The sequence below is a fragment of the Microbacterium songi genome (genome assembly GCF_042747925.1).
In the GTDB taxonomy this organism is placed as follows: Bacteria; Actinomycetota; Actinomycetes; order Actinomycetales; family Microbacteriaceae; genus Microbacterium.
In genome coordinates this window covers 127,914-147,630 of sequence record NZ_JBHZIE010000010.1, presented here as the reverse complement: position 1 = coordinate 147,630, position 19,717 = coordinate 127,914, and the positions used below count along the sequence as shown (strand labels likewise).

The 19,717-nt window shown below is 67.3% G+C and carries 19 protein-coding genes; 11 read left to right on the top strand and 8 right to left on the bottom strand.

Features of this window, described 5'->3' with window-relative positions; all coding sequences use genetic code 11:
- Window positions 1-33 precede the first annotated feature (33 nt).
- The 4 genes from ACFM35_RS11815 to dnaA all read right to left on the bottom strand — a co-directional run bounded on the left by ACFM35_RS11815 (window position 34) and on the right by dnaA (window position 4,789).
- The gene (locus ACFM35_RS11815; protein ID WP_378842239.1) at window positions 34-525 is read right to left on the bottom strand and encodes a DciA family protein; all 492 of its coding nucleotides are present in this window, start codon (window positions 523-525) and stop codon (window positions 34-36) included.
- Window positions 518-1,672, bottom strand: a complete 1,155-nt coding sequence (gene recF / locus ACFM35_RS11810) for a DNA replication/repair protein RecF (protein ID WP_378842237.1) — start codon at window positions 1,670-1,672, stop codon at window positions 518-520. The genes ACFM35_RS11815 and recF overlap by 8 nt, the downstream gene beginning before the upstream one ends.
- 95 nt (window positions 1,673-1,767) lie before the next feature.
- Entirely contained in the window at window positions 1,768-2,919 is a 1,152-nt protein-coding gene (gene dnaN, locus ACFM35_RS11805) for a DNA polymerase III subunit beta (protein WP_378842235.1), read from the bottom strand.
- Between the two features lie 451 nt (window positions 2,920-3,370).
- Complete coding sequence (dnaA, locus tag ACFM35_RS11800) at window positions 3,371-4,789, bottom strand: chromosomal replication initiator protein DnaA (protein ID WP_378842233.1); 1,419 nt, start codon at window positions 4,787-4,789, stop codon at window positions 3,371-3,373.
- Window positions 4,790-5,093: 304 nt separating this feature from the next.
- Here dnaA and rpmH point away from each other — a divergent pair, with 304 nt between their 5' ends.
- The 9 genes from rpmH to ACFM35_RS11755 all read left to right on the top strand — a co-directional run bounded on the left by rpmH (window position 5,094) and on the right by ACFM35_RS11755 (window position 10,977).
- Complete coding sequence (rpmH, locus tag ACFM35_RS11795) at window positions 5,094-5,231, top strand: 50S ribosomal protein L34 (protein ID WP_378842231.1); 138 nt, start codon at window positions 5,094-5,096, stop codon at window positions 5,229-5,231.
- 9 nt (window positions 5,232-5,240) lie between these two features.
- Window positions 5,241-5,576, top strand: a complete 336-nt coding sequence (rnpA, locus tag ACFM35_RS11790) for a ribonuclease P protein component (RefSeq protein ID WP_378842229.1) — start codon at window positions 5,241-5,243, stop codon at window positions 5,574-5,576.
- On the top strand, window positions 5,573-5,929 hold the full coding sequence (yidD, locus tag ACFM35_RS11785) for a membrane protein insertion efficiency factor YidD (RefSeq protein WP_378842227.1): 357 nt from the start codon (window positions 5,573-5,575) through the stop codon (window positions 5,927-5,929). Before rnpA ends, yidD begins: the two co-directional genes overlap by 4 nt.
- A 4-nt stretch (window positions 5,930-5,933) precedes the next feature.
- A complete protein-coding gene (gene yidC, locus ACFM35_RS11780; protein WP_378842225.1) occupies window positions 5,934-7,058 on the top strand; it encodes a membrane protein insertase YidC in 1,125 nt (374 codons plus the stop codon).
- A gap of 38 nt (window positions 7,059-7,096) precedes the next feature.
- Window positions 7,097-7,627: a Jag family protein gene (locus ACFM35_RS11775; RefSeq protein ID WP_378842223.1), complete on the top strand. Its 531-nt coding sequence runs from the start codon at window positions 7,097-7,099 to the stop codon at window positions 7,625-7,627.
- Window positions 7,620-8,273, top strand: a complete 654-nt coding sequence (rsmG, locus tag ACFM35_RS11770) for a 16S rRNA (guanine(527)-N(7))-methyltransferase RsmG (protein WP_378842221.1) — start codon at window positions 7,620-7,622, stop codon at window positions 8,271-8,273. Before ACFM35_RS11775 ends, rsmG begins: the two co-directional genes overlap by 8 nt.
- 168 nt (window positions 8,274-8,441) lie before the next feature.
- Complete coding sequence (locus tag ACFM35_RS11765) at window positions 8,442-9,488, top strand: ParA family protein (protein ID WP_378842219.1); 1,047 nt, start codon at window positions 8,442-8,444, stop codon at window positions 9,486-9,488.
- Window positions 9,488-10,549: a ParB/RepB/Spo0J family partition protein gene (locus tag ACFM35_RS11760; RefSeq protein ID WP_378842217.1), complete on the top strand. Its 1,062-nt coding sequence runs from the start codon at window positions 9,488-9,490 to the stop codon at window positions 10,547-10,549. Before ACFM35_RS11765 ends, ACFM35_RS11760 begins: the two co-directional genes overlap by 1 nt.
- 80 nt (window positions 10,550-10,629) lie before the next feature.
- Complete coding sequence (locus tag ACFM35_RS11755) at window positions 10,630-10,977, top strand: tryptophan synthase subunit alpha (protein ID WP_378842215.1); 348 nt, start codon at window positions 10,630-10,632, stop codon at window positions 10,975-10,977.
- A gap of 100 nt (window positions 10,978-11,077) precedes the next feature.
- Here the strand turns inward: ACFM35_RS11755 and trxA are convergent, their stop codons facing one another.
- The 4 genes from trxA to ACFM35_RS11735 all read right to left on the bottom strand — a co-directional run bounded on the left by trxA (window position 11,078) and on the right by ACFM35_RS11735 (window position 16,427).
- A complete protein-coding gene (gene trxA / locus ACFM35_RS11750; RefSeq protein WP_378842213.1) occupies window positions 11,078-11,401 on the bottom strand; it encodes a thioredoxin in 324 nt (107 codons plus the stop codon).
- Between the two features lie 72 nt (window positions 11,402-11,473).
- Entirely contained in the window at window positions 11,474-12,457 is a 984-nt protein-coding gene (trxB, locus tag ACFM35_RS11745; RefSeq protein ID WP_378843012.1) for a thioredoxin-disulfide reductase, read from the bottom strand.
- Between the two features lie 146 nt (window positions 12,458-12,603).
- The gene (gene murJ / locus ACFM35_RS11740; protein WP_378842211.1) at window positions 12,604-14,202 is read right to left on the bottom strand and encodes a murein biosynthesis integral membrane protein MurJ; all 1,599 of its coding nucleotides are present in this window, start codon (window positions 14,200-14,202) and stop codon (window positions 12,604-12,606) included.
- Entirely contained in the window at window positions 14,199-16,427 is a 2,229-nt protein-coding gene (locus ACFM35_RS11735) for a DUF6049 family protein (RefSeq protein WP_378842209.1), read from the bottom strand. Before ACFM35_RS11735 ends, murJ begins: the two co-directional genes overlap by 4 nt.
- Before the next feature lie 228 nt (window positions 16,428-16,655).
- Between ACFM35_RS11735 and ACFM35_RS11730 the strand changes: the two genes are divergently transcribed.
- Both ACFM35_RS11730 and ACFM35_RS11725 read left to right on the top strand, forming a co-directional pair.
- A complete protein-coding gene (locus tag ACFM35_RS11730) occupies window positions 16,656-18,230 on the top strand; it encodes a DUF7059 domain-containing protein (RefSeq protein WP_378842207.1) in 1,575 nt (524 codons plus the stop codon).
- Between the two features lie 9 nt (window positions 18,231-18,239).
- Window positions 18,240-19,676 carry a CCA tRNA nucleotidyltransferase gene (locus tag ACFM35_RS11725; protein ID WP_378842205.1) on the top strand — a complete coding sequence of 479 codons (1,437 nt, stop codon included), beginning with the start codon at window positions 18,240-18,242 and terminating at the stop codon, window positions 19,674-19,676.
- Window positions 19,677-19,717: the final 41 nt, after the last annotated feature.

Below are 19,717 nucleotides of genomic sequence, written 5' to 3'. Positions count from 1 at the left end.
GATGAAATGCGTCGGGAGGGGACGGGACGTGGCTTATCCGTAGGTATCGCGCGGACCACGGCCTGGAATGGCTCTCATGCCCCATTTCCAGGAGGGGACGTCCGGCCCGATGAAGCGGATGCTCCGCACCCCCGCGTCGGGGAACCGCCTCACCACTTCCGAGAGGATCTGCGACCGCATCAACTGCAGCTGCTTGGCCCACGCGGTCGAGTCGGCCTGGACGGTCAACTGGCCGTCGTTGAACGAGGCCAGCGTGGTGTGCTGCGCGGTGTCCGCGCCCGCGACCTCAGCCCACTGCAACACCAGGTCCTCCTGAGCGAGCTGGGCGTCCCAGCCCGCCGTCCGCGTCAGATCCGCCATCACGTCACCGAGTCCACGAGGGTCGCGGCCCGCCGTGAAGGGCGCGTTCTCGTCGTCATCACGTCGTCTGCGCCGGCGATGTGCGCGCGCCGTCGGTGCGAGACCACGCAGGCGCAGGTACGTGGCGATCGTCTCGGGGATCTCATCAGCCGAAGGTTCAGGCATCTGCCGCCTCCAGGATGGATCCGGCTTCGACGCGGATGACACGCGCACGCAATCCCGGCGGCACATCGTTCTCGACGGCAGCGGTCACGATGACCTGCTCGTAGTCCGCGGCGAGCTCCGCCAACCGCGTGCGTCGATCCGTGTCGAGCTCGGCGAAGACGTCGTCGAGGATCAGGACGGGGTCGCCGAGGCGGGATTCCGCACGCAACAGGTCGGCCGAGGCCAACCGCAGCGACAGCGCCACCGACCACGACTCGCCGTGCGACGCGTATCCCTTCACCGGCAGGCCCCGCACCCGGAGGACGAGATCATCCCGATGCGGTCCGACGAGCGTCAGACCGCGGTCGAGCTCCGCCGAGCGTTTTGCTGCCAGAGCCGACCGGAACTGCTCGGTCAGCGAGCCGGAGGCCGCGGCATCCGGCGTCGTCGTCCCGTCTTCGGGGTCGGCTCCACCGACGGAGAGAGCCCATTCGATCTCAGGCATATGATCTGCGCCGGCGATGGACGAATACGCTCGCGCAAGAGGCTCGCGCAGATCGGCGGCGAGTGACTGACGTGCCTCGATCACCTCCGTGCCGAGCGCGACGAGCTTGTCGTCCCACACATCGAGCGTCGACAGCGCGTCGCCGCGGATGCCGCGCGCCTTGGCGGACTTGAGCAGCGCGGTGCGCTGCCGCAGGACGCGGTCGTAGTCCGACAGCACGCCCGCGAGGCGCGGCGTGCGCTGAATCAGCAACTGGTCGGCGAAGCGACGACGCACCGAGGGGTCGCCGCGCACGATCTGCAGATCCTCCGGTGCGAAGAGCACGACCTGCGCGTACCGGGGCAACTCGGCGACCTTGGCCGCGGCGCCGTTCACCCTCGCCTTGTTCGATCCCTGACGATTCACCTGCACCTCGAGCTGCACCCGCCGGGTGTCGTGCGAGAGTCGTGCGCGGATGATGGCGGCATCAGCACCGTCGCGCACCATCGGGGCATCGGTCGAGACGCGGTGCGAACCCAGCGTGGCCAGGAACGCGATCGCCTCCGCGAGGTTGGTCTTGCCCTGGCCGTTGCGGCCGACGAACACGTTCGGGCCGGGCACCAGAGCGACATCGGCGACCGCGTAGTTGCGGAAGTCGATGAGGTTCAGGTGCTCGACGATCACCCTGTCACCCTAATCGGCCCCACCCACACGGGGTTCGAACCTACCCGCCGGCCGTGGAGCCAGGGAGCGCGGCGCCCGAGACGGAGCCCGTCGCGTCAGCGCAGGAGCAGGTTCGGCTGCAGCAGGTACTTGAAGGACTCGGCGCCGCCCTTGTCGACAGATGTCTGCGGGGTCACGAGCACCGGGCTGAGCTTGTTGGCGTTGTCGCTCGAGGTGAACGTGATGCGAGCGAACTCACTGCGGACCGCCGACAGCGACTCGAGCAGGTACTGCGGGTTCAGACCGAGCGTGACGTCGTCGCCCACCAGGTTGGCGTCCACCGACTCCGTGGCGCGCGCCTGCTCAGTGCCCGAGGCATCCATCGACACACGGTCGGTGGTGAAGGTGAACCGCAACGGCGCGGAACGATCCAGCACGAGCGCCACACGACGCACCGCTTCGACGAGCTCGGCGGTGTTGACGACCGCGTGGTGCTCGGTGACGTCGGGGAACAAGCGGCGGACAGGAGGGAAGTTTCCCTTGATCAGCAGCGAGGTCACCGTCTTGTTGCCTGCGGTGAAGGCGATGATCTCGCGGTCGCCGGCACCCGAGAACGCGATCGTGATGTCTCCGCCGTGAGCGAAGGTCTTACCGACCTCCTGCAACGTCCGAGCGGGTACGAGTGCGGTGGTCGATTCCTCGGATGCTGTGGAGCCGCCGTCCCACGGGATCTCACGCAGCGCGACGCGATAGCGGTCGGTGGCGACGAGGCTCAAGCTCGTTCCGCTGACTTCGAGCTGCACGCCCGTGAGGACAGGCGTCACGTCGTCGCGCGACGCGGCGAAGGCGACCTGGGCGATGGCCGTCGCGAAGTCTTCGGCCGGCACCAGTCCGGAATCTCCGCTCACCTCGGGGATCGCCGGGTATTCCTGCACCGGCATCGACGCGAGCGTGAAGCGAGCAGAACCACAGCTGAGGACGATGCCACCGTCGTCGTCGACCTCGATCTGGATCGGGGCATTGGGCAGCCGGCTCGCGATCTCGGACAGCAGACGGCCGTGCACGAGGATCGTGCCCGGTTCGTCGACGGTCGCCTCGATCGTGGTGCGAGCGGATGCCTCGTAGTCGAAAGCGGCAAGGGACAGCCCGGCCTCGGACGCCTCGATCAGCACACCGGCGAGGATCGGCTGAGGATTGCGCTGTGGCAGGAGCTTGACCACGAACGAAACGGCCTCGCTGAACACATCTCGGTTGACGTGAAACTTCACTGGCGCTCCCTTGACGTCGCGTATGGCTCTTTCATGTTAGTGCCCGCCGTCGAGCGCTGCTGTTCGCCCGTGGGCTGCCCTTGAGGTGATCGGACGAGGATTCATAGAGAGAGTTAAGTGTCATCTTGTTAACGCCTGTGGAAAGTGTGGACAACTCGAGCGATCCCTGTCGGCTCACCGGAACTACACGCGTGTGAGATGTGGAACGGCTGAGGAGGAGTTGGTTGTCGTTCTCGGTCGCGTCACCGGCTGTCCCCCGTTCATCCACAGGATGTCCTTCTGCGTACACAGGGTTGCCTCGCGAAATCGAAGTTATCCACAGGTTATCCACACTGTGCAGAACCGCGATAATGGCGGATGCGAAGCGAGGTGTCAAGAACGTCTCGGGGAATGTCAGGGCTCGACGCGAGACGATGTGCACGGCATCCGCCGGCGAGGTCGACGGATGCCGTCAGCGACCGACGCGGCCGAGCTGGGCCGTGATCTCGGTGACCTGGTTGTAGAGCGAGCGCCGCTCCTTCATCAGGTCGCTGATCTTCTTGTAGGCGTACATGACCGTGGTGTGGTCTCTGTTGCCGAACAGCTGGCCGATCTTGGGCAGGGAGAGGCTGGTCCGCTCCCTGCAGAGGTACATCGCGATCTGTCGCGCCGTTGCGACGGCCTGTGAGCGGCTCGATCCGTAGAGGTCGTCGACCGACAGTTTGAAGTACTGCGCGGTCGCGGTGATGATGTCCGTCGGGGAGATCACGTTCGCGTCGTCCTGCTCGATGATGTCCCGGAGGACCGTCTGCGCGAGCGACATGTCGAGGGTCGACCGGTTCAAGCTGGCGAATGCGGACACTCGGATGAGCGCACCCTCGAGCTCGCGGATGTTCGAGGAGACCACCGAGGCGATGTACTCCATGACCTCCGGGGGGATCTGCAGTCGCTCGCTCTGCGCCTTCTTGCGGAGGATCGCGATGCGGGTTTCCAGGTCGGGCGCCTGCACGTCGGTGATGAGACCCCACTCGAAGCGGCTGCGCATGCGGTCTTCGAATCCGGTCAGGTGCTTGGGGGGGACATCGCTCGTGATCACGACCTGCTTGTCGTGATCGTGAAGTGTGTTGAACGTGTGGAAGAACGCTTCCTGCGTCTCGGCGCGCCCCTGCAGGAACTGGATGTCGTCGATCAGCAGGATGTCGACATCTCGGTAGCGCGCCTGGAAGGCCGAGCCGCGGTTGTTCGCGATCGAGTTGATGAAGTCGTTCGTGAACTCTTCGCTGGAGACGTATCGCACGCGCACACCCGGGTACATGCTGACGGCGTAGTCGCCGATGGCGTGCAGGAGGTGGGTCTTGCCGAGACCGGAGTCGCCGTAGATGAAGAGCGGGTTGTACGCCTTGGCAGGGGCCTCCGCGACCGCGACGGCAGCCGCGTGGGCGAAACGGTTGGACTGCCCGATCACGAAATTGTCGAACGTGTACTTCGGATTCAGGCGGGTGTCGCTGCGCGAGACGGATGCGACCGTGTCGGTGCCGTCGTCGGTCGTGGGTCGCGACATGGCGATCGGCGTCGGAGTCTCGATCGGCTGCACGGTGATGGGTGCGGTCAGATGTGCGTCCACCAGTTCGGGGTTGACGACCACGCGAAAGGTGGCGACGCCTTCATCGAGGACAGCGAGCGCCTCCATGATGGGCGCGCGCATGCGTTTGTTGATCTGCGCCGCCGTCAGATCGTTGGGGACGTCGAGATACAGCGTTCCCCCCATCACGCCCTGCGGCGCTGCCAGGCTCAGGAAGCCCTGCAGCTGCGGAGTGACGCGGTCGTCACCGGAGAGCTCGTCGAGCACTTTGGACCAGATGGGAACATCCGGAATATCGTGCTGAGACATTGCCCCCCCGGGACGTTCGGTGGCGGCAGGCGAGCGACGAGATCGCATCGAACCTGTGGATAACTGCCGGAGCTACGCTAGTCAGCAGGCGCCACGGGAGCAAACTCCACTGTAGATGCGGTCGCGTGTCCTGACCGGCTCGTGCCCACCCACTGTGGATAATGCCGCTGCAGCGCTCCAGTTTGAGTTATGGCCCGTCACGACGTAATCTGAATCGGTTGACTTATGCCCTTCGTGGGCTGTCCCGACTCCTTCGTCTCCGGCTCGAGCATCCCGGTGACACCTGATCCGGAAGTGATCCCCAATGACCAAGCGCACTTTTCAGCCCAACAACCGTCGTCGTGCCAAGAAGCACGGCTTCCGCGCCCGTATGCACACGCGTGCCGGCCGTGCGATCCTCTCGGCTCGTCGCTCCAAGGGGCGCACCGAGCTCTCAGCCTGAGATCGAGTTGTGCTGCCCCGGGCGAACCGACTCACTCGCGGGACGGATTACAAGGCCGTCGTCCGCAGGGGCGGTCGGTGTGCCGGGGCGCGCACGGTGACGTACGTCACCATGACCGATGAGCTGCGCGTTCCGCGTTTCGGTTTCATCGTCAGCAAGAAGGTCGGTTCCGCGGTGATGCGCAACACCCTACGCCGCCGACTCAAGGCCGTCTGCGCTGAAGCTCTCCCCGTGATCAAACCGGGAGCGGACGTGGTGATCCGTGTCCTTCCCGGTGCCTCCACCGCTTCCTACGCGGAACTTCGCGATGAAGTGTCGCGCTGCCTGATGGCGAGAGCCGCATGAGCGCGACCACTCTGCCGGTGTCGGCCACGGGAGAAGGCCGTTTCGAGGCATCCGGCCTCTGGACTTCTCTGCCGCTTCTGCCGCGTAACGCCGTTCTCGCCTTTCTCCATGGTTATCGTGCGACGATTTCTCATACCTATGGCGATGTGTGCAAGTACTACCCTTCGTGTTCTGCCTACGCTGTCGGCGCCGTGCAGCAGCACGGTGCCGTCAAAGGTTCCGCGCTGTCGGCTGCACGCATCGCCCGTTGCCACCCCTGGGCGGAAGGCGGAATCGACGATGTGCCTGCACACCGCAGTTTCCGCCACGATCTGACGCCGCACGGTTTCGTCGTGCCCCCGAGAAAGGACTGATCCCGTGCCGGATCTGTTGGGAATCATCCTCTGGCCACTCAAGTGGGTGGTGGAGCTCGTCCTCGTCGCCTTCCACTCGGTCTTCACGTTCTTCGGGATGGATCCCGCGGCCGGCATCACATGGGTGCTCTCCATCGTCGGACTCGTCGTCGTCGTGCGCTCTGCTCTGATCCCGCTGTTCGTCAAGCAGATCAAGAGCCAGCGAAAGATGATGGAAATCGCTCCTGAACTGCGGAAAGTTCAAGAGAAGTACAAGGGCAAGAAAGACCAGCTCTCTCGCGAAGCCATGAGTCGCGAAACCATGGCGCTGTACAAGAAGCACGGCACGTCACCGGTTTCGGGCTGTCTGCCTCTGCTGGTGCAGATGCCCGTGTTCTTCTCGCTGTACAGCACTCTCAGCTCGATCCAGGTGCACGCCCAGGCAGGCGACGGTGGCGTCGGGCCTCTGACGCCCGCATTGACGCAGGAGTTCTACGAAGCGAAGCTCTTCGGAGTCGCGTCACTGCACGACACCCTCGTCGGCGCATGGGAGACCCGCCCGGACGGCTGGGAGGTGACGGTAGGGATCCTCGTGGTGCTCGTCATCCTCATGATCACGTCGCAGTTCCTCACGCAGCTGCAGATCATCTCGAAGAATCTGTCGCCCGAGGCCAAGACCGGCCAGGCGTACCAGATGCAGAAGATCATGCTGTACGTCCTGCCGTTCGCCTTCATCTTCTCGGGTGTCTTCTTCCCGCTCGGCGTCGTCATCTACTGGTTCACCAGCAACATCTGGACGATGGTGCAGCAGTTCCTGGTCATCAGGAACATGCCGACGCCCGGCTCGGAAGCAGCCAAACTGCGGGAAGAACGTCTCGCTCGCAAGGGCAAGGCGATCGATTCGAACGGCAAGATCACGACTCTCGAGAAGTACCAGGCCGAGCAGCAGCGCCTGCTCGAAATCGCCGAGAAGGCCAAGGCTGCAGCACCGAAGCGGCAGCAGCCCGTCGGGAAGCAGCGGGCGAAGAAGCAGCAGCAGCCGGTGCGCAAAGATGCGTCGAAGTCGCCCCCGAACGGCGCCACCGCAGCCACTCGGCCCGAGCCCAAAGTCTCGGGCGACGCCGCATCAGGCGAGCCCGCCACCAGCTGACCTGACCCGACGACCGTTTCACAGCCTCGAGGATCTTCATGACCAGCACCTCTGACCAGACGTCGACCGAGCCCGCGGATGCCACGCCGGCCGATCACACCGACCCCACGGTCGAACAGCTCGAGCAGGAAGGTGATGTCGCAGCCGATTATCTCGAGGGACTTCTCGACATCACCGACATCGACGGAGACCTCGCGATGGACGTCCGCGCTGGACGCGCCTACGTGTCGGTCGAGAACGACGACGCCGATTCCCTCCGTCTGCTTTCCGCCCCCGACACCGTGCAGGCGCTCCAGGAGCTCACCCGTATCGCCGTGCAGAACCAGACGGGGCGCTTCTCCCGCCTGATCCTCGACATCGGGGGTTCGCGTGACACGCGCCGGCGCGAGCTCGAGACCCTGGTGGATCGAGCGATATCGCGTCTGGACGAGGGCGCCACGCAAGCGTCCTTGCCCGCGATGTCGAGCTATGAGCGCAAACTCGTGCACGATATTGCCTCTGACCGGGGGTTTATATCCGAGTCGTACGGTGAGGGAAACGACCGACACACCGTCATCCGGCGTGGCTGATCCCGATTCGACGTCCGCGGACGCGCGGTGGGAGCGCGAGCCGTCGATCGCCGCCGACCTGTTCGGCGATCGGATCGATTCCGCTCGTCAGTTCGTCGAGGCTCTCGCCGCGCACGGCGAGGAACGTGGTCTCATCGGCCCCCTCGAGCCGGCGCGTTTGTGGTCGCGGCATGTGATCAACAGTGCGATCGTGGCTCCGCTCTTCGCAGGCCGCGTCGGGGACGTGGGGTCCGGCGCCGGACTCCCCGGTCTCGTGCTCGCCATCGCCCGCCCGGACGTGTCGTTGGTCCTCATCGAACCCATGGAGCGCCGTGTGGCATGGCTCGAAGAGCAGGTCGCTTCGCTCGGACTCTCCAACGTGGAGATCGTCCGTGCGCGGGCCGAAGAGTGGCCGTTCGGGCCCGTTCTCGATATGGTCACCGCGCGTGCGGTGAGCGCCTTGAAGACACTCATTCCGCTGACCGCTCCCCTGGTGCGCGCCGGTGGCGAGCTGATTCTGCTCAAAGGCGCGAGCGTCGACAATGAGATTCAGGCGGCGCAGAAGCAGATTCGCGCACACAAACTGTCCGAGGTCCGTGTGGAGGCGGTCGGAGCCGCGCACCTCGAGCAGCCGACGCGCGTCTTCCGGGCGACCGTCGGCAGGTAAGCACCGAAAGACCGACGTGTCGACGGTGTCCTGTCGTACGGATGAGGCGTGGGTGAGCGGATGTTTCACGTGAAACATCCGCAGCGCCCTTCGGTCGTTCTCGGGACGCGGAGATGTCCCCCGTAGACTGGGACGGTTGCACCACAACGGAATGGGAGAGTGTTTCACGTGAAACAATCCGACGACGCACCCGTCGCGGCCCCCTTCTCCCTGGACAGCTTCGACACGCCGCTTGCTCGCGAGCTGGCTGACCTCACGGCTCGCCGGAAGTCGTTACAGGGCGCGCAGGTGGAGTTCTCGGGCCGGACGCGCATCATCACGGTGTCGAACCAGAAGGGCGGTGTCGGCAAGACCACGACGGCCGTGAATATGGCCGCCGCGCTGGTGTCCGTCGGCGCTCGGGTGCTTGTGATCGACCTCGATCCGCAAGGGAACGCCTCCACCGCGTTGGGCGTGACGCACACCGCCGACACTCCGAGTGTGTACGATGTCCTGATTGACGAGTTTCCCCTCGTGGACATCATTCAGGAAAGCCCGGAGTCGCGTTCCCTCCTGTGTGCGCCCAGCACCATCCACCTCGCGGGCGCAGAGATCGAGCTCGTCACGCAGGTCGCGCGCGAGTATCGCCTGAGGACGGCGGTGGACGAGTACGTCGCCAGCCTCGACGAGCGCCTCGACTTCATCATCATCGATTGTCCGCCGTCGCTCGGTCTGCTGACGATCAACGCGTTCGCGGCTGCGCAGGAGCTCCTCATCCCGATCCAGTGTGAGTATTACGCGCTGGAAGGGCTGAGCCAGCTGCTCGGCACCGTGAAGATGATCCAGAAGCATCTGAATCCCCGTCTCCACCTGTCGACGATCCTCTTGACCATGTACGACGGTCGCACCAAGCTCGCCCAGCAGGTGGCCGAGGAGGTCCGCACCCACTTTCCCGCGGAGGTCCTGCGTACCGTCATTCCCCGTTCGGTCCGGGTGTCGGAAGCTCCGAGCTTCGGCCAGACGGTGATCGCCTACGACGGCCAGTCAGCGGGCGCTGTCGCCTACCGGGAAGCGGCCGTGGAGCTGATGAAGCGGGACAGTGATGTTTCACGTGAAACATCACTGCCGCCGGGAGATGAATCGAGTGTTTCACGTGAAACATCGACACCCGGAGAGAACGAGACGCGTGTTTCTCGAGAGACATCCGCGCAGATGAATGACGAGGAGAGCCTGTAATGGCGAAGAGAACAGGCCTCGGTCGGGGAATCGGAGCGCTCATCCCCACCGCGGAGCCCAGCGAAGCGCGCCCCGTCGATGTCTTCTTCCCGGAAGGGTCGCGCTCATCGGTGCAAGAGGTCTCTTCCGCCGATGAGGACTCGCGCAGCCGTGACGCGCGACGAGGGTCGGTGGTATCAGGGGACGGTCCCACGATCACCGCCGATTCGGCTGATGATGCAGGGGCCCCGCCGTCCGGAGGCCTCGTGGAGGTGCCGGGCGCGCGCCTGATCTCTCTCGATCCGAACGACATCGTTCCCAACCCGCGCCAGCCGCGGACGAACTTCGATGCGGACGATCTCGCGGAGTTGGTGCATAGCGTCCGCGAGTTCGGCGTCCTTCAGCCCGTCGTCGTACGCCTCACCGAGGAAGGCGCGTATGAGCTGATCATGGGGGAACGTCGGACGCGGGCGGCGCGGGAAGCGGGGTTGAGCTCGATACCCGCGGTCGTCCGCGAGACGGCCGACGAGAACCTTCTCCGTGATGCACTTCTGGAGAATCTCCACCGGTCGGAACTCAATCCTCTGGAGGAGGCCTCCGCGTACGAGCAGCTGCTCGCGGACTTCGGCATCACACAGGAAGTCCTGGCCGCTCGGATCGGCCGTTCCCGCCCGCAGATCAGCAACACCATCCGTCTGTTGAAGCTGCCGATCCCCGTGCAGCAGCGCGTTGCCGCCGGCGTACTCAGCGCGGGTCACGCCCGTGCCATCCTGTCCCTCGAGGACGAGGACGCCATGCAGCGCCTGTCGGACAAGATCGTGAACGAGGACCTCTCCGTCCGTGCGGCGGAAGCCGTCGCCAAGGGGACGGGTTCTCCACGCACGCGGCGGCCCAAGCCCACGGCAGGCGCTCGTCGGGGACACCTCGACGAAGTGGCGGAGCGCCTCGGTGATCGCCTCAACACGACCGTAAAGATCTCACTGTCGGCGAGAAAAGGCCAGATCAACATAGATTTCGCGACCATTCAAGATCTGAACCGGATCCTGTCGGAGATGGGTGAGGAAGGCTACGGCGCCGTCTGAACCGCCGGAGTGATCGGCACGCTCGTTCGCTTCCCGCGCACGAGCGCGCCCTGTGCCGGAGGTCGTCGTAGGCTTGTCGTATGTCCGCACGTGAAGACTCGATCCCGAGGAGGGCGAGCCTGGAGGTACTGCGGGCAGAGGCATCCGACGAACGCGAATCCCTCATCGAAGAGCGCCTGCGTGAAGGCGAGGATCCCTGGGATTTCATGGAAGATCTGCCGAGCGTGGACGAGCTCGTCGTGTTCATCCTCCGCGCGGAGAACATCGCCGCCAACGGGGGCTCCCGTCCGAACGCCGCGCGCCATTACCGGGTGCTCCGGCAGATCTCCCTCGACTACCCGCCGCTGACGCCTGCCGTCTGGCGCCTCCTCGGTGACGCGAACACCCACCGACGATGGGACGCCGTCGTGCGGGCCGACGTCTCGTGAACATCGCACGCACGCCCTGATACGAGGAAGCCCCGCGGTCCGAATGGACCGCGGGGCTCTGTGCGTCAGCCGTGTCTCGGCATGACGTCGACGTCGTGCGTCACGCGATGAAGTCTGCGAGGTCCTTCTCGAGGGCGTACTTCGGCTTCGCGCCGATGATGGTCGTCTTGACCTCTCCACCCTGGAAGACCTTCATCGCCGGAATCGACGTGATCTGGTACTTCATGGCGAGATCGGGGTTCTCGTCGACGTTGAGCTTGAGGATCGTGATCTTGTCGGGGTTCTCGGACTGGATCTCGTCCAGAACGGGCGCCACCATGCGACACGGACCGCACCACGCAGCCCAGAAGTCCACCAGCACAGGCCCTTCTGCCTGCAGGACGTCCTGATCCCACGTGCTCGAGCTTGTTGCCTTGGCGGTCATGTCTTTCTCCTTCTGTCGAAAACTGTCATTGCGTGAAACATCGGGCACCGCGGAAATGTTCCCGCGGGCTGCTCAGGCGTCGGCGCCGGCGAGGTTCTCGATCTGGTCGTCGAACACCTCGGGGGCCCCGGCCTCGCCGAGGGCGGCGAGGAAGTGCTCGGCGTCGAGCGCCGCCACCGTGCCGCTTCCGGCGGCGGTGGCCGCCTGCCGGTACGTGGGATCGATGACGTCACCCGCGGCGAAGACACCCGGGACCGAGGTGCGCGACGAGCGACCGTCGACCCAGATGGTGCCCTCCGGCGTCAGCTCGAGCTTGTCGTGCACCAGGTGCGTGCGCGGATCGTTGCCGATCGCGACGAAGAGCCCGTCGAGGGGCAATTCGCGCGTGGAACCGTTGACGGTGTCGCGCAGGACGACACCGTTCACGGCGTCCTCGCCCAGGACGTCGATGACCTCGCTGTTGAAGAGGAACTCGATCTTGTCGTTCGCGTGTGCCCGCTCCTGCATGATCTTCGAGGCACGCAGGGTGTCCTTGCGGTGGATCACGTAGACCTTGGACGCGAAGCGCGTGAGGAATGTCGCCTCTTCCATAGCCGAGTCGCCGCCGCCGACGACCGCGATCGTGCGCTCACGGAAGAAGAAGCCGTCGCAGGTCGCGCACCAGGAGACGCCGCGACCCGATAGCCGGTCCTCGCCCGGCAGGCCCAGCTTGCGGTAGGCGGAGCCCGTGGCGTAGATGACCGCGTACGCCTCGTGCACGGCGCCGGAGCCGAGCGTGACGGTCTTGACAGGACCGTCCAGGTCGAGGTTCACGACGTCGTCGTACAGCACCTCGGCACCGAACCTCTCGGCCTGCGCCTGCATCTTCTCCATGAGCTCGGGGCCTTGGATGCCGTCCGGAAAACCAGGGAAGTTCTCGACCTCGGTCGTGTTCATGAGTTCGCCACCGGCCTCGACCGAACTCGCCACGACGAGCGGCTCGAGGTTGGCGCGCGCCGCATACACAGCCGCGGTGTACCCGGCGGGGCCGGATCCGATGATGATGACCTGACGCACTTCGATCTCCTCGATGGCTCGCGGTGCCGCCCTTTCGGGCGGCGCGCGCATCGCCAGGCTCTCTGCCCGACTCATGCCTCAACACATGGTAGTCGCGCGGCATTCCGCGGCCGGGGGGCTCTCAGCGTGTAAGAGGAATTCGTGGATCACTTCTTCGGCAGGAAGCGCCGCAGGATCTGCTGTGCGACGGCGATCTCCGGTGCCCGGAAGGCGGCGAGCACCCCGACGTACACGACGATGCAGGTCGAGCCGATGAGGGCCGCCCCGATCGCGCCGGGCAGTTTGTCCGACAGTATCCAGCCGTCGGCCCCGCCGAGCAGGACGTACACGAGCCACCCGGCCGCGGCGGCCGGTATCGCGGCCACGACGAAGCGTGCGAGGGCTGCTGACCAGGACGCGACGCCGATTCCTCCTCGACGTCGGTGCAGCAGCCACGTCGCGACGATGACCTGCACGATGCTCGCCAGGGATTGGCCGAGCGCCACCCCCGCTGCCAGATACTCGGCCGGGAGGACGGCCGTGGCGATGAGGGCGCCGGCGATGACGAGAGCGCACTGCAGGAGGGTGAAGAAGAAGGGCGTGCGGGTGTCGTTGTAGGCGTAGAACGTCCGCTGGATCACGAAGAGGACAGCGAGGGGAAGGAGGGCGACGAGGTAGCAGAGCAGCACCCGGGCCGCGGCCACCGCGTCGGCGGGGTTGTTGGTGAAGATCCGCGACGCGGGAACGGCAGCGACGGCGAGGGCGGCGGCTGCGATCACGATGAAGAAGCCGAGCGTGCGGATGCTGCTCTCGATGTCACGGCGTACGTCATCGTGTCGGCCGGCCACCGCGTGCTCGCTGAGTCTCGTGAAGTAGGGCGTTCCGATCGACAGCACGATGACGGAGTACGGGAGCATGAAGATGAGCCAGGCGTTGGCCATGACCGTCTGAGCGGGGAAATCACCGGATGCCGCGGACACCGCGCGGGACTGGATGAGACCCGCCACCTGACCGGCGATGACCATCAGGAACGTCCACCCGGCGAGCCGTCCGATGTGGCGGAGGCCCACTCCTCTCCATCGGAAATCGGGCCGCAGACGGAGCCCCGCTCGTCGCCAGAAGATCCCGAGGATGCCGGCTTGCAGCACGATTCCGAGGGTTGCCGTGCCGCCGAGGACGGCGACCATGTCCGGCGTCCAGCCCGCCAGTTGGAACCGCGGGCCGCCGAAGAGGGCGATGAAGACCAGGAAGCCCGCGATCGACACCGCGTTGTTGACGATCGGAGCCCAAGTGAACGGTCCGAACACACGACGGGCGTTGAGAGTCTCGCCCATCAGGGCGTAGAGGCCGTAGAAGAAGATCTGCGGCATGCACCAGTAGGCGAATGCCGTCGCAAGGGCCAGTTGGGCATCCGTGAAGTCCGGTGCGTACAAGCGCACCAGCAGAGGTGCGGCGGCCGTGGCGACGGCGGCCGTCAGGAGAAGCACGACCGTTCCGAGCGTGAACAGCTTCGAGATGAAGGCGTGCCCGCCATCGGGGTCTGCGCTGACTTTGACGATCTGCGGCACGATCACGGCCGTCAGGATGCCGGTCGAGATGATGGCGAAGATCGTGTTCGGCAGCGTATTGGCGACGGTGAATGCGTCCGTCGCTCGGCCGACCGCGCCGATCGCGCCGACCAGGACGATGGTGCGGAGCAGACCCGAGAGGCGCGACGCGATCGTGCCGGCGCCGATGACGAGGCTGGCGCGGCCGAGCCCGCTCATCGGGAGTCCTCGTCCGCGGAGGGACCATCGGCAGAAGCACCGTCCGCTGACGCACCGGTGTCGGCGGGAACGTCGGCCGGGGCATCCGTCGACGCCTTCCGCGCCCGGCGTCGTCGCAGCACGGTGCGGATGAGGCCGAAGATCACGAACGCGGCGGCCAGGACCGCCAGCACGACCACTCCGATGCCCTCCCAGTCGGCGTGGACGTTCACCACGAGCGTCTGCGGACTCCCGATCGGCTCGTAGGTGGTGCTGCGCAACTGGAAGTCCACGGTGACCTCGCCGTTGCCGACACGCGCTTCGACGGGCACCTTCACGCTCGTATTGCTGCTGGCGCCGGCCGCGACCTCGACCTGCGGCTGCACCTCGAGGCGCAGATCGTTCGGCGACGCCTCCAGCACGACGGTGATGGGCCACGGCAGATCGTTGCGCACCCACACCGGCAGGCCGGCGCCCTTGCTGATGAGGTTGATCGTGCCCGGCGGAAGGATCCCGACCGAGTCGAGCGTCTTCGCGGTCTCGTCACGGTGCGCGGTGAGCGCCGACTGCCACGCGTCGGGCTGCGGCGACCAGCCGTTGCCGAGCACCTGCAGCAGTTCGGCGCGTTCACGTCCGGTCAGCAGAGTGGGGTCCTCCAGGACGGTGGCGAACCGGCTCAGTGTCTGCTCGGAATCGAACAGAGCGGATGCCGCGGCCACCCGCGTCTCGTCTGGAACGACCTGCGCGAGCTGGACGGGCTGGGATGCGGCATCCGTCAACGCCCCGAGGTCGACCGCGGTCACACCGGTGGCCTGAGTCGCCGCGGTGATCGCGGCCCGGAGGCCCAGGGTGGAGCGGGATTCCACGCGGTCGATCGTGACCAGGAGCGGCCGGCCGCCGGTCTCGGTCGCGGCGAAGGCGAGGTACGCGCTCGCCGCGGTCAGTGCCGCGCCACGTTCGGTGAGATCGTCGCGGGAGGAGGCGTCACCGAGCGCTGCCGAGATGTCGGTGTCGTAGACGAGGACCGACGCATCGCCGGTGGACCCCGGCGCCGCCACGGTCGATCCCGTGCCGCCCGCCGTAGTCGAGCGGGACGACACGAGCGTCAGCGACGCCTGGTCTGCCGCGGCGATGGCGCCCAACGCGGTGACCTCCGACGAGCCCACTGTGCCCGTGGCTGGCCAGTAGACGTTCGCCCGGCCACCCACAGCCACCAGTTCTTCGGTCGTGGGGTACACCGGCGCCGACGGATCGACGGGGTCGGCACTGGGAGAGGGTGCGCTCGTGGGGCCGGACGACGCAGGGGTCTCGGTGGGCGCCGCGGTGGCGTCGTCGGGGGCCGGTGACGATGACACGGCGAAGTTCGCGGGCTGGAGGTACGACGAGAACGACGTGGGCTGCGCCGGCTCGCCCCGGCCGGTCTGCAGCTGGGCCGCGACGTCGGCGTCGCCGAACTGCAGCGCGAAGCGCGAGTTGGGCAGAGCCTCGAGGCGCTCGAGCCACTGGGTCGCACGCAGGGGGGCCGCGGTGCCGAGCACGCGGATCGAGGCGGGGATCGCCGGATCGACAGCCAGGATCGCCGCCGTGCCCGCGACGGCATCCAGTTGCGCGGTGAGGGCGCCGTCGTCGGCGGTCAGCGCGGTCAGCTGCCCCGTCGTGAGCAGTCCCGAGGAGAGCGGACCCGCCGTGAGCGGCACGACGACGCCGACGGGGGTGGCGGACGTCGGGGTGGCGGGGATGATCAGCGCGCTGGTGGATGTCACCGTTCCCGATGTCGTCGGGTACGACGCCACCAGGGGATAGACGCCCGGGCCGCGGCCGGCGAGCGCGGGGTTGTCGGGCGTCACCTGGATGACGCCGGTCTGCACGGAGTGCGCGGACACGGAGGCCAGATCGGCGGCTCCCACCTCGGCGACACCCTGGAGAGCGTCGGGACCGGTGGCTTCGAGCCAGGCGGAGAGGGCAGCGCGGTCGGGAAAGGCTCCGGCGCCGACACCGAGCGAGACCCGGGCGCCGTCGACCGGGAGGTCGGTGCCGTTGCGGATGGTCACCGACACCGTGAGTGCGCTTCCGACGGGAACGACGCCGCTGCCGCTCGGTGAGAGCGTGAACTCCACGATCCCCGTATCCACCGTCGCGGAGGGGGAGGGCGTCGGTGACGGTGTCGCGGCCTGGGCCGTCGCGGCGCCGCCGGGACCCAGCAGCATCAGCGCACTCAGCAGCACGGCCACGACGGCCCCTGTCACCGCTCCCGCTCCGGTGCCACGGAGACGCCCACGACCAGGCGAGGCGTGTGCGCGCGGCGTCGTCGCACCCCGCCCGGGCGCGGAGTGAAGGGGGAAGGTCCAGGTCATGTAGGCATCTGCTCCTGTGCGATGCATGACCGCACGATCACGAGAGATTCTACGGTCGCCCCGTCTGAGCGCTCGGTGAGCGCGCCCGCAACCCGCTGACAAAGAGGGTTGAATGGACGGATGCTCGCGCCCCTCGATCCCGTTGCGTGTGCGGCGCTCGCCGACGACCTCCGCGACGCCGACTACCGCTCCGACCGGCTCCGTGAGGCGTGGGGAGTGAGCGCGGACGACGCGATCTCGCGAGGGATGCGGATCGTGGCTGAGCGGGCCCTGGGGGGACGCACCGATCCCCTGGCCGTCCTCGGTCGACTCTTCGTGCTGGGCCTGGCACAGGACACCGGCTCGGTGGCCGCCGCGCTTCCGCGCGCCGGCGTGACGGGGCTGGTCGACCTGGGTCTCGCCGTCGACGAAGGCCGCAGCATCCGCCCCCTGGTGCTTCTGCGCCCGCAGTCGTTCGTCGACGATTCGGGCGAGGGCGAGTGGTGGATCGCGAGCGACCTCGACGAGACCGCGCTGCAGGGCGCGCTCCCCGAGAGCCACGTGCTCGGCGTCGGCGGTGCCTCACTGACGCTCGCCGGGCTCCAGCTGCCGGTGGACGCGGCATCGGGCCTCGACATCGGCGCGGGATGCGGGATCCAGTCACTGCGTGCCCGGCGGAACGTCGACCACGTCGTCGCCACCGACATCTCGGAGCGCGCCCTCTGGTTCACGCGTCTGAACGCCCTCCTGAACGGTGTCGATCGCATCGAGACCCGGTTCGGGAGCCTGTTCGACCCGGTCGAGGGCGAGGTCTTCGACCGGATCGTGTCGAACCCGCCGTTCGTGATCACACCGCGGGTCGACGGCGTGCCCGCGTACGAGTACCGCGACGGCGGGATGGTCGGCGACGCACTCGTGGAGGCCGTCGTGTCAGGCGTGGGCGCACACCTCGCGTCCGGCGGCGTGGCCCAGCTGCTGGGCAACTGGGAGACCCGCGATGGGCGGGACGGACTGGCGCGCGTGCGCGACTGGGTCGAGTCGTCGTCTGTGCCGCTGGATGCCTGGGTGATCGAACGCGAGGCCCTCGACCCGCTGTCGTACGCGGAGTTGTGGATCCGTGACGGGGGCACGCTGCCCGGATCGCCTGCCTTCGCGGCGCTCGTCGACGCCTGGCTGCACGACTTCGAGGACCGCGGTGTGACCGGCGTCGGCTTCGGCTACGTGCTGCTGCGGCGTCCGCCCAGCGGCGACGCGCCGACCCTCGCCCGATACGAACGGGTGGGCACGTCCCTCGGGTCCCGCGCCCTCGGCGGGCACCTGGCCCAGGCGCTCGCCGTGCACGATCGGCTCGACGTGCTCGATGACGCGCAGCTCGCGGCATCTGTGCTCCTGGTCACCGCCGACGTGACCGAGGCACGCCACCATGTGCCGGGCGCAGAGGAGCCGACCGTCATCGAACTGCGTCAGGGCGGGGCGTTCTCGCGAACGCTCACCGTCGATCCGGGGCTCGCGGCACTGGTCGGCGCCTGCGACGGCGACCTCGCTGTCGGTGTGCTGAGTGACGCGATCGCGCATCTGCTCGACGTCGACCCGCACGCTCTCCTCGCCGATCTGCTGCCGAAGGTGCGCGAGCTGCTCTTCAGCGGGTTCCTCGTGTTCGCCGCCTCGGAGGGTGTGCCGTCAGAGGGCGGGGGCGGGGTCGGAAGCGCTGGGTAGGCTCGAAGCATGCTGAACATGGCCGAGGGTCTCGCGCGCCTGGACGCCCTCACCCGCATGCCGGTGGTCGCGACGCTCGGTACGGCCTTCGCGGCGGCGGGGTTCGAGCTGGCCGTCGTCGGCGGCCCCGTGCGCGACGCACTCCTCGGCCGCGAAACGCACGATCTGGACTTCACCACCGATGCGCGGCCCGACGACATCCTGCGCATCGTGAAGCCGATCGCCACCGCCCACTGGGACATCGGGCGCGCGTTCGGCACGATCGGCGCGCGCATCGCCGGCGAGCAGGTCGAGATCACGACCTATCGGGCGGACAGCTATGACGGGGTCACCCGCAAGCCCACCGTCGAGTTCGGAGACACGCTCGATGCCGACCTGATCCGCCGCGACTTCACCGTCAACGCGATGGCACTGCGGCTGCCCGCCCGCACCCTCGTCGACCCGAGCGGGGGGGTCGAGGACCTGCTCGCGGAGCGCCTGCGCACCCCCGTCGACCCGAAGGTCAGCTTCGGCGACGACCCGCTGCGCATGATGCGCGGCGCCCGGTTCGCCGCACAGCTCGGCTTCGACATCGACGCCGAGACCCTCGACGCGATGGCGGCGCTGCGCGAGACGCTCGCGATCGTCAGCCCCGAGCGCATTCAGAGCGAGCTCGTGCGGCTTCTGCAGTCCGACGACCCGGTGCGCGGCATCCGGATACTGGTGGACACCGGGCTGATGGCCGAGTTCCTCCCCGAGATCCCCGCCCTGCGGCTCGAGGTCGATGAGCACCACCACCACAAGGACGTCTACGAGCACTCCCTGACGGTGCTGCGGCAGGCCATCGAGCTCGATGCGCAGCGGCACCCGGATGCTGCGCCCGACGTCGCCCTGAGACTCGCGGCGCTGCTGCACGACATCGGCAAGCCGTCGACGCGCAAGCTCGAGCCGGGTGGAGCCGTCACGTTCCACCACCACGACCTCAAGGGTGCGCGGATGGCCCGCAAGCGCCTGCGCGAGCTGCGGTTCGACGCCGCGACGACCGACTCGGTGTGCCTGCTCATCGAGCTGCACCTGCGCTTCTTCGGGTACTCCGAAGGCGCCTGGACCGACTCCGCCGTCCGCCGGTACGTGCGCGATGCGGGGGACGAGCTCGAGCGGCTGCACATCCTGACCCGTGCCGACGTCACGACGCGCAACAAGCGCAAGGCTGCGCGCCTGGCCGGCGCCTACGACGACATCGAGCGGCGCATCGCCGAGCTCGCCGAGCAGGAGCAGCTCGACGCGATGCGCCCCGAGCTCGACGGCAACCGGATCCAGGAGCTGCTGGGCATCGGCCCGGGCCGCGACGTCGGCCACGCCTACCGCTACCTGTTGGACGTGCGCCTCGACGAAGGACTCATCGGGCCGGATGCCGCGGAGCAGCGTCTGCGCGACTGGTGGGCGGCGCGCACCATCGGCGGGTGAGCGCAGCGAGTCGAAACGATCCCGGCCGCAGCGCCGATCCC

Excerpts from the sequence above, each read along its gene's own strand:
- ACFM35_RS11815 (WP_378842239.1), bottom strand. The coding sequence starts at position 525 with ATGCCTGAACCTTCGGCTGATGAGATCCCCGAGACGATCGCCACGTAC.
- dnaA (WP_378842233.1), bottom strand. The coding sequence starts at position 4,789 with ATGTCTCAGCACGATATTCCGGATGTTCCCATCTGGTCCAAAGTGCTC.
- rpmH (WP_378842231.1), top strand. The coding sequence starts at position 5,094 with ATGACCAAGCGCACTTTTCAGCCCAACAACCGTCGTCGTGCCAAGAAG.
- yidD (WP_378842227.1), top strand. The coding sequence starts at position 5,573 with ATGAGCGCGACCACTCTGCCGGTGTCGGCCACGGGAGAAGGCCGTTTC.
- ACFM35_RS11775 (WP_378842223.1), top strand. The coding sequence starts at position 7,097 with ATGACCAGCACCTCTGACCAGACGTCGACCGAGCCCGCGGATGCCACG.
- ACFM35_RS11760 (WP_378842217.1), top strand. The coding sequence starts at position 9,488 with ATGGCGAAGAGAACAGGCCTCGGTCGGGGAATCGGAGCGCTCATCCCC.
- ACFM35_RS11755 (WP_378842215.1), top strand. The coding sequence starts at position 10,630 with ATGTCCGCACGTGAAGACTCGATCCCGAGGAGGGCGAGCCTGGAGGTA.
- trxA (WP_378842213.1), bottom strand. The coding sequence starts at position 11,401 with ATGACCGCCAAGGCAACAAGCTCGAGCACGTGGGATCAGGACGTCCTG.
- murJ (WP_378842211.1), bottom strand. The coding sequence starts at position 14,202 with ATGAGCGGGCTCGGCCGCGCCAGCCTCGTCATCGGCGCCGGCACGATC.
- ACFM35_RS11730 (WP_378842207.1), top strand. The coding sequence starts at position 16,656 with ATGCTCGCGCCCCTCGATCCCGTTGCGTGTGCGGCGCTCGCCGACGAC.
- ACFM35_RS11725 (WP_378842205.1), top strand. The coding sequence starts at position 18,240 with ATGCTGAACATGGCCGAGGGTCTCGCGCGCCTGGACGCCCTCACCCGC.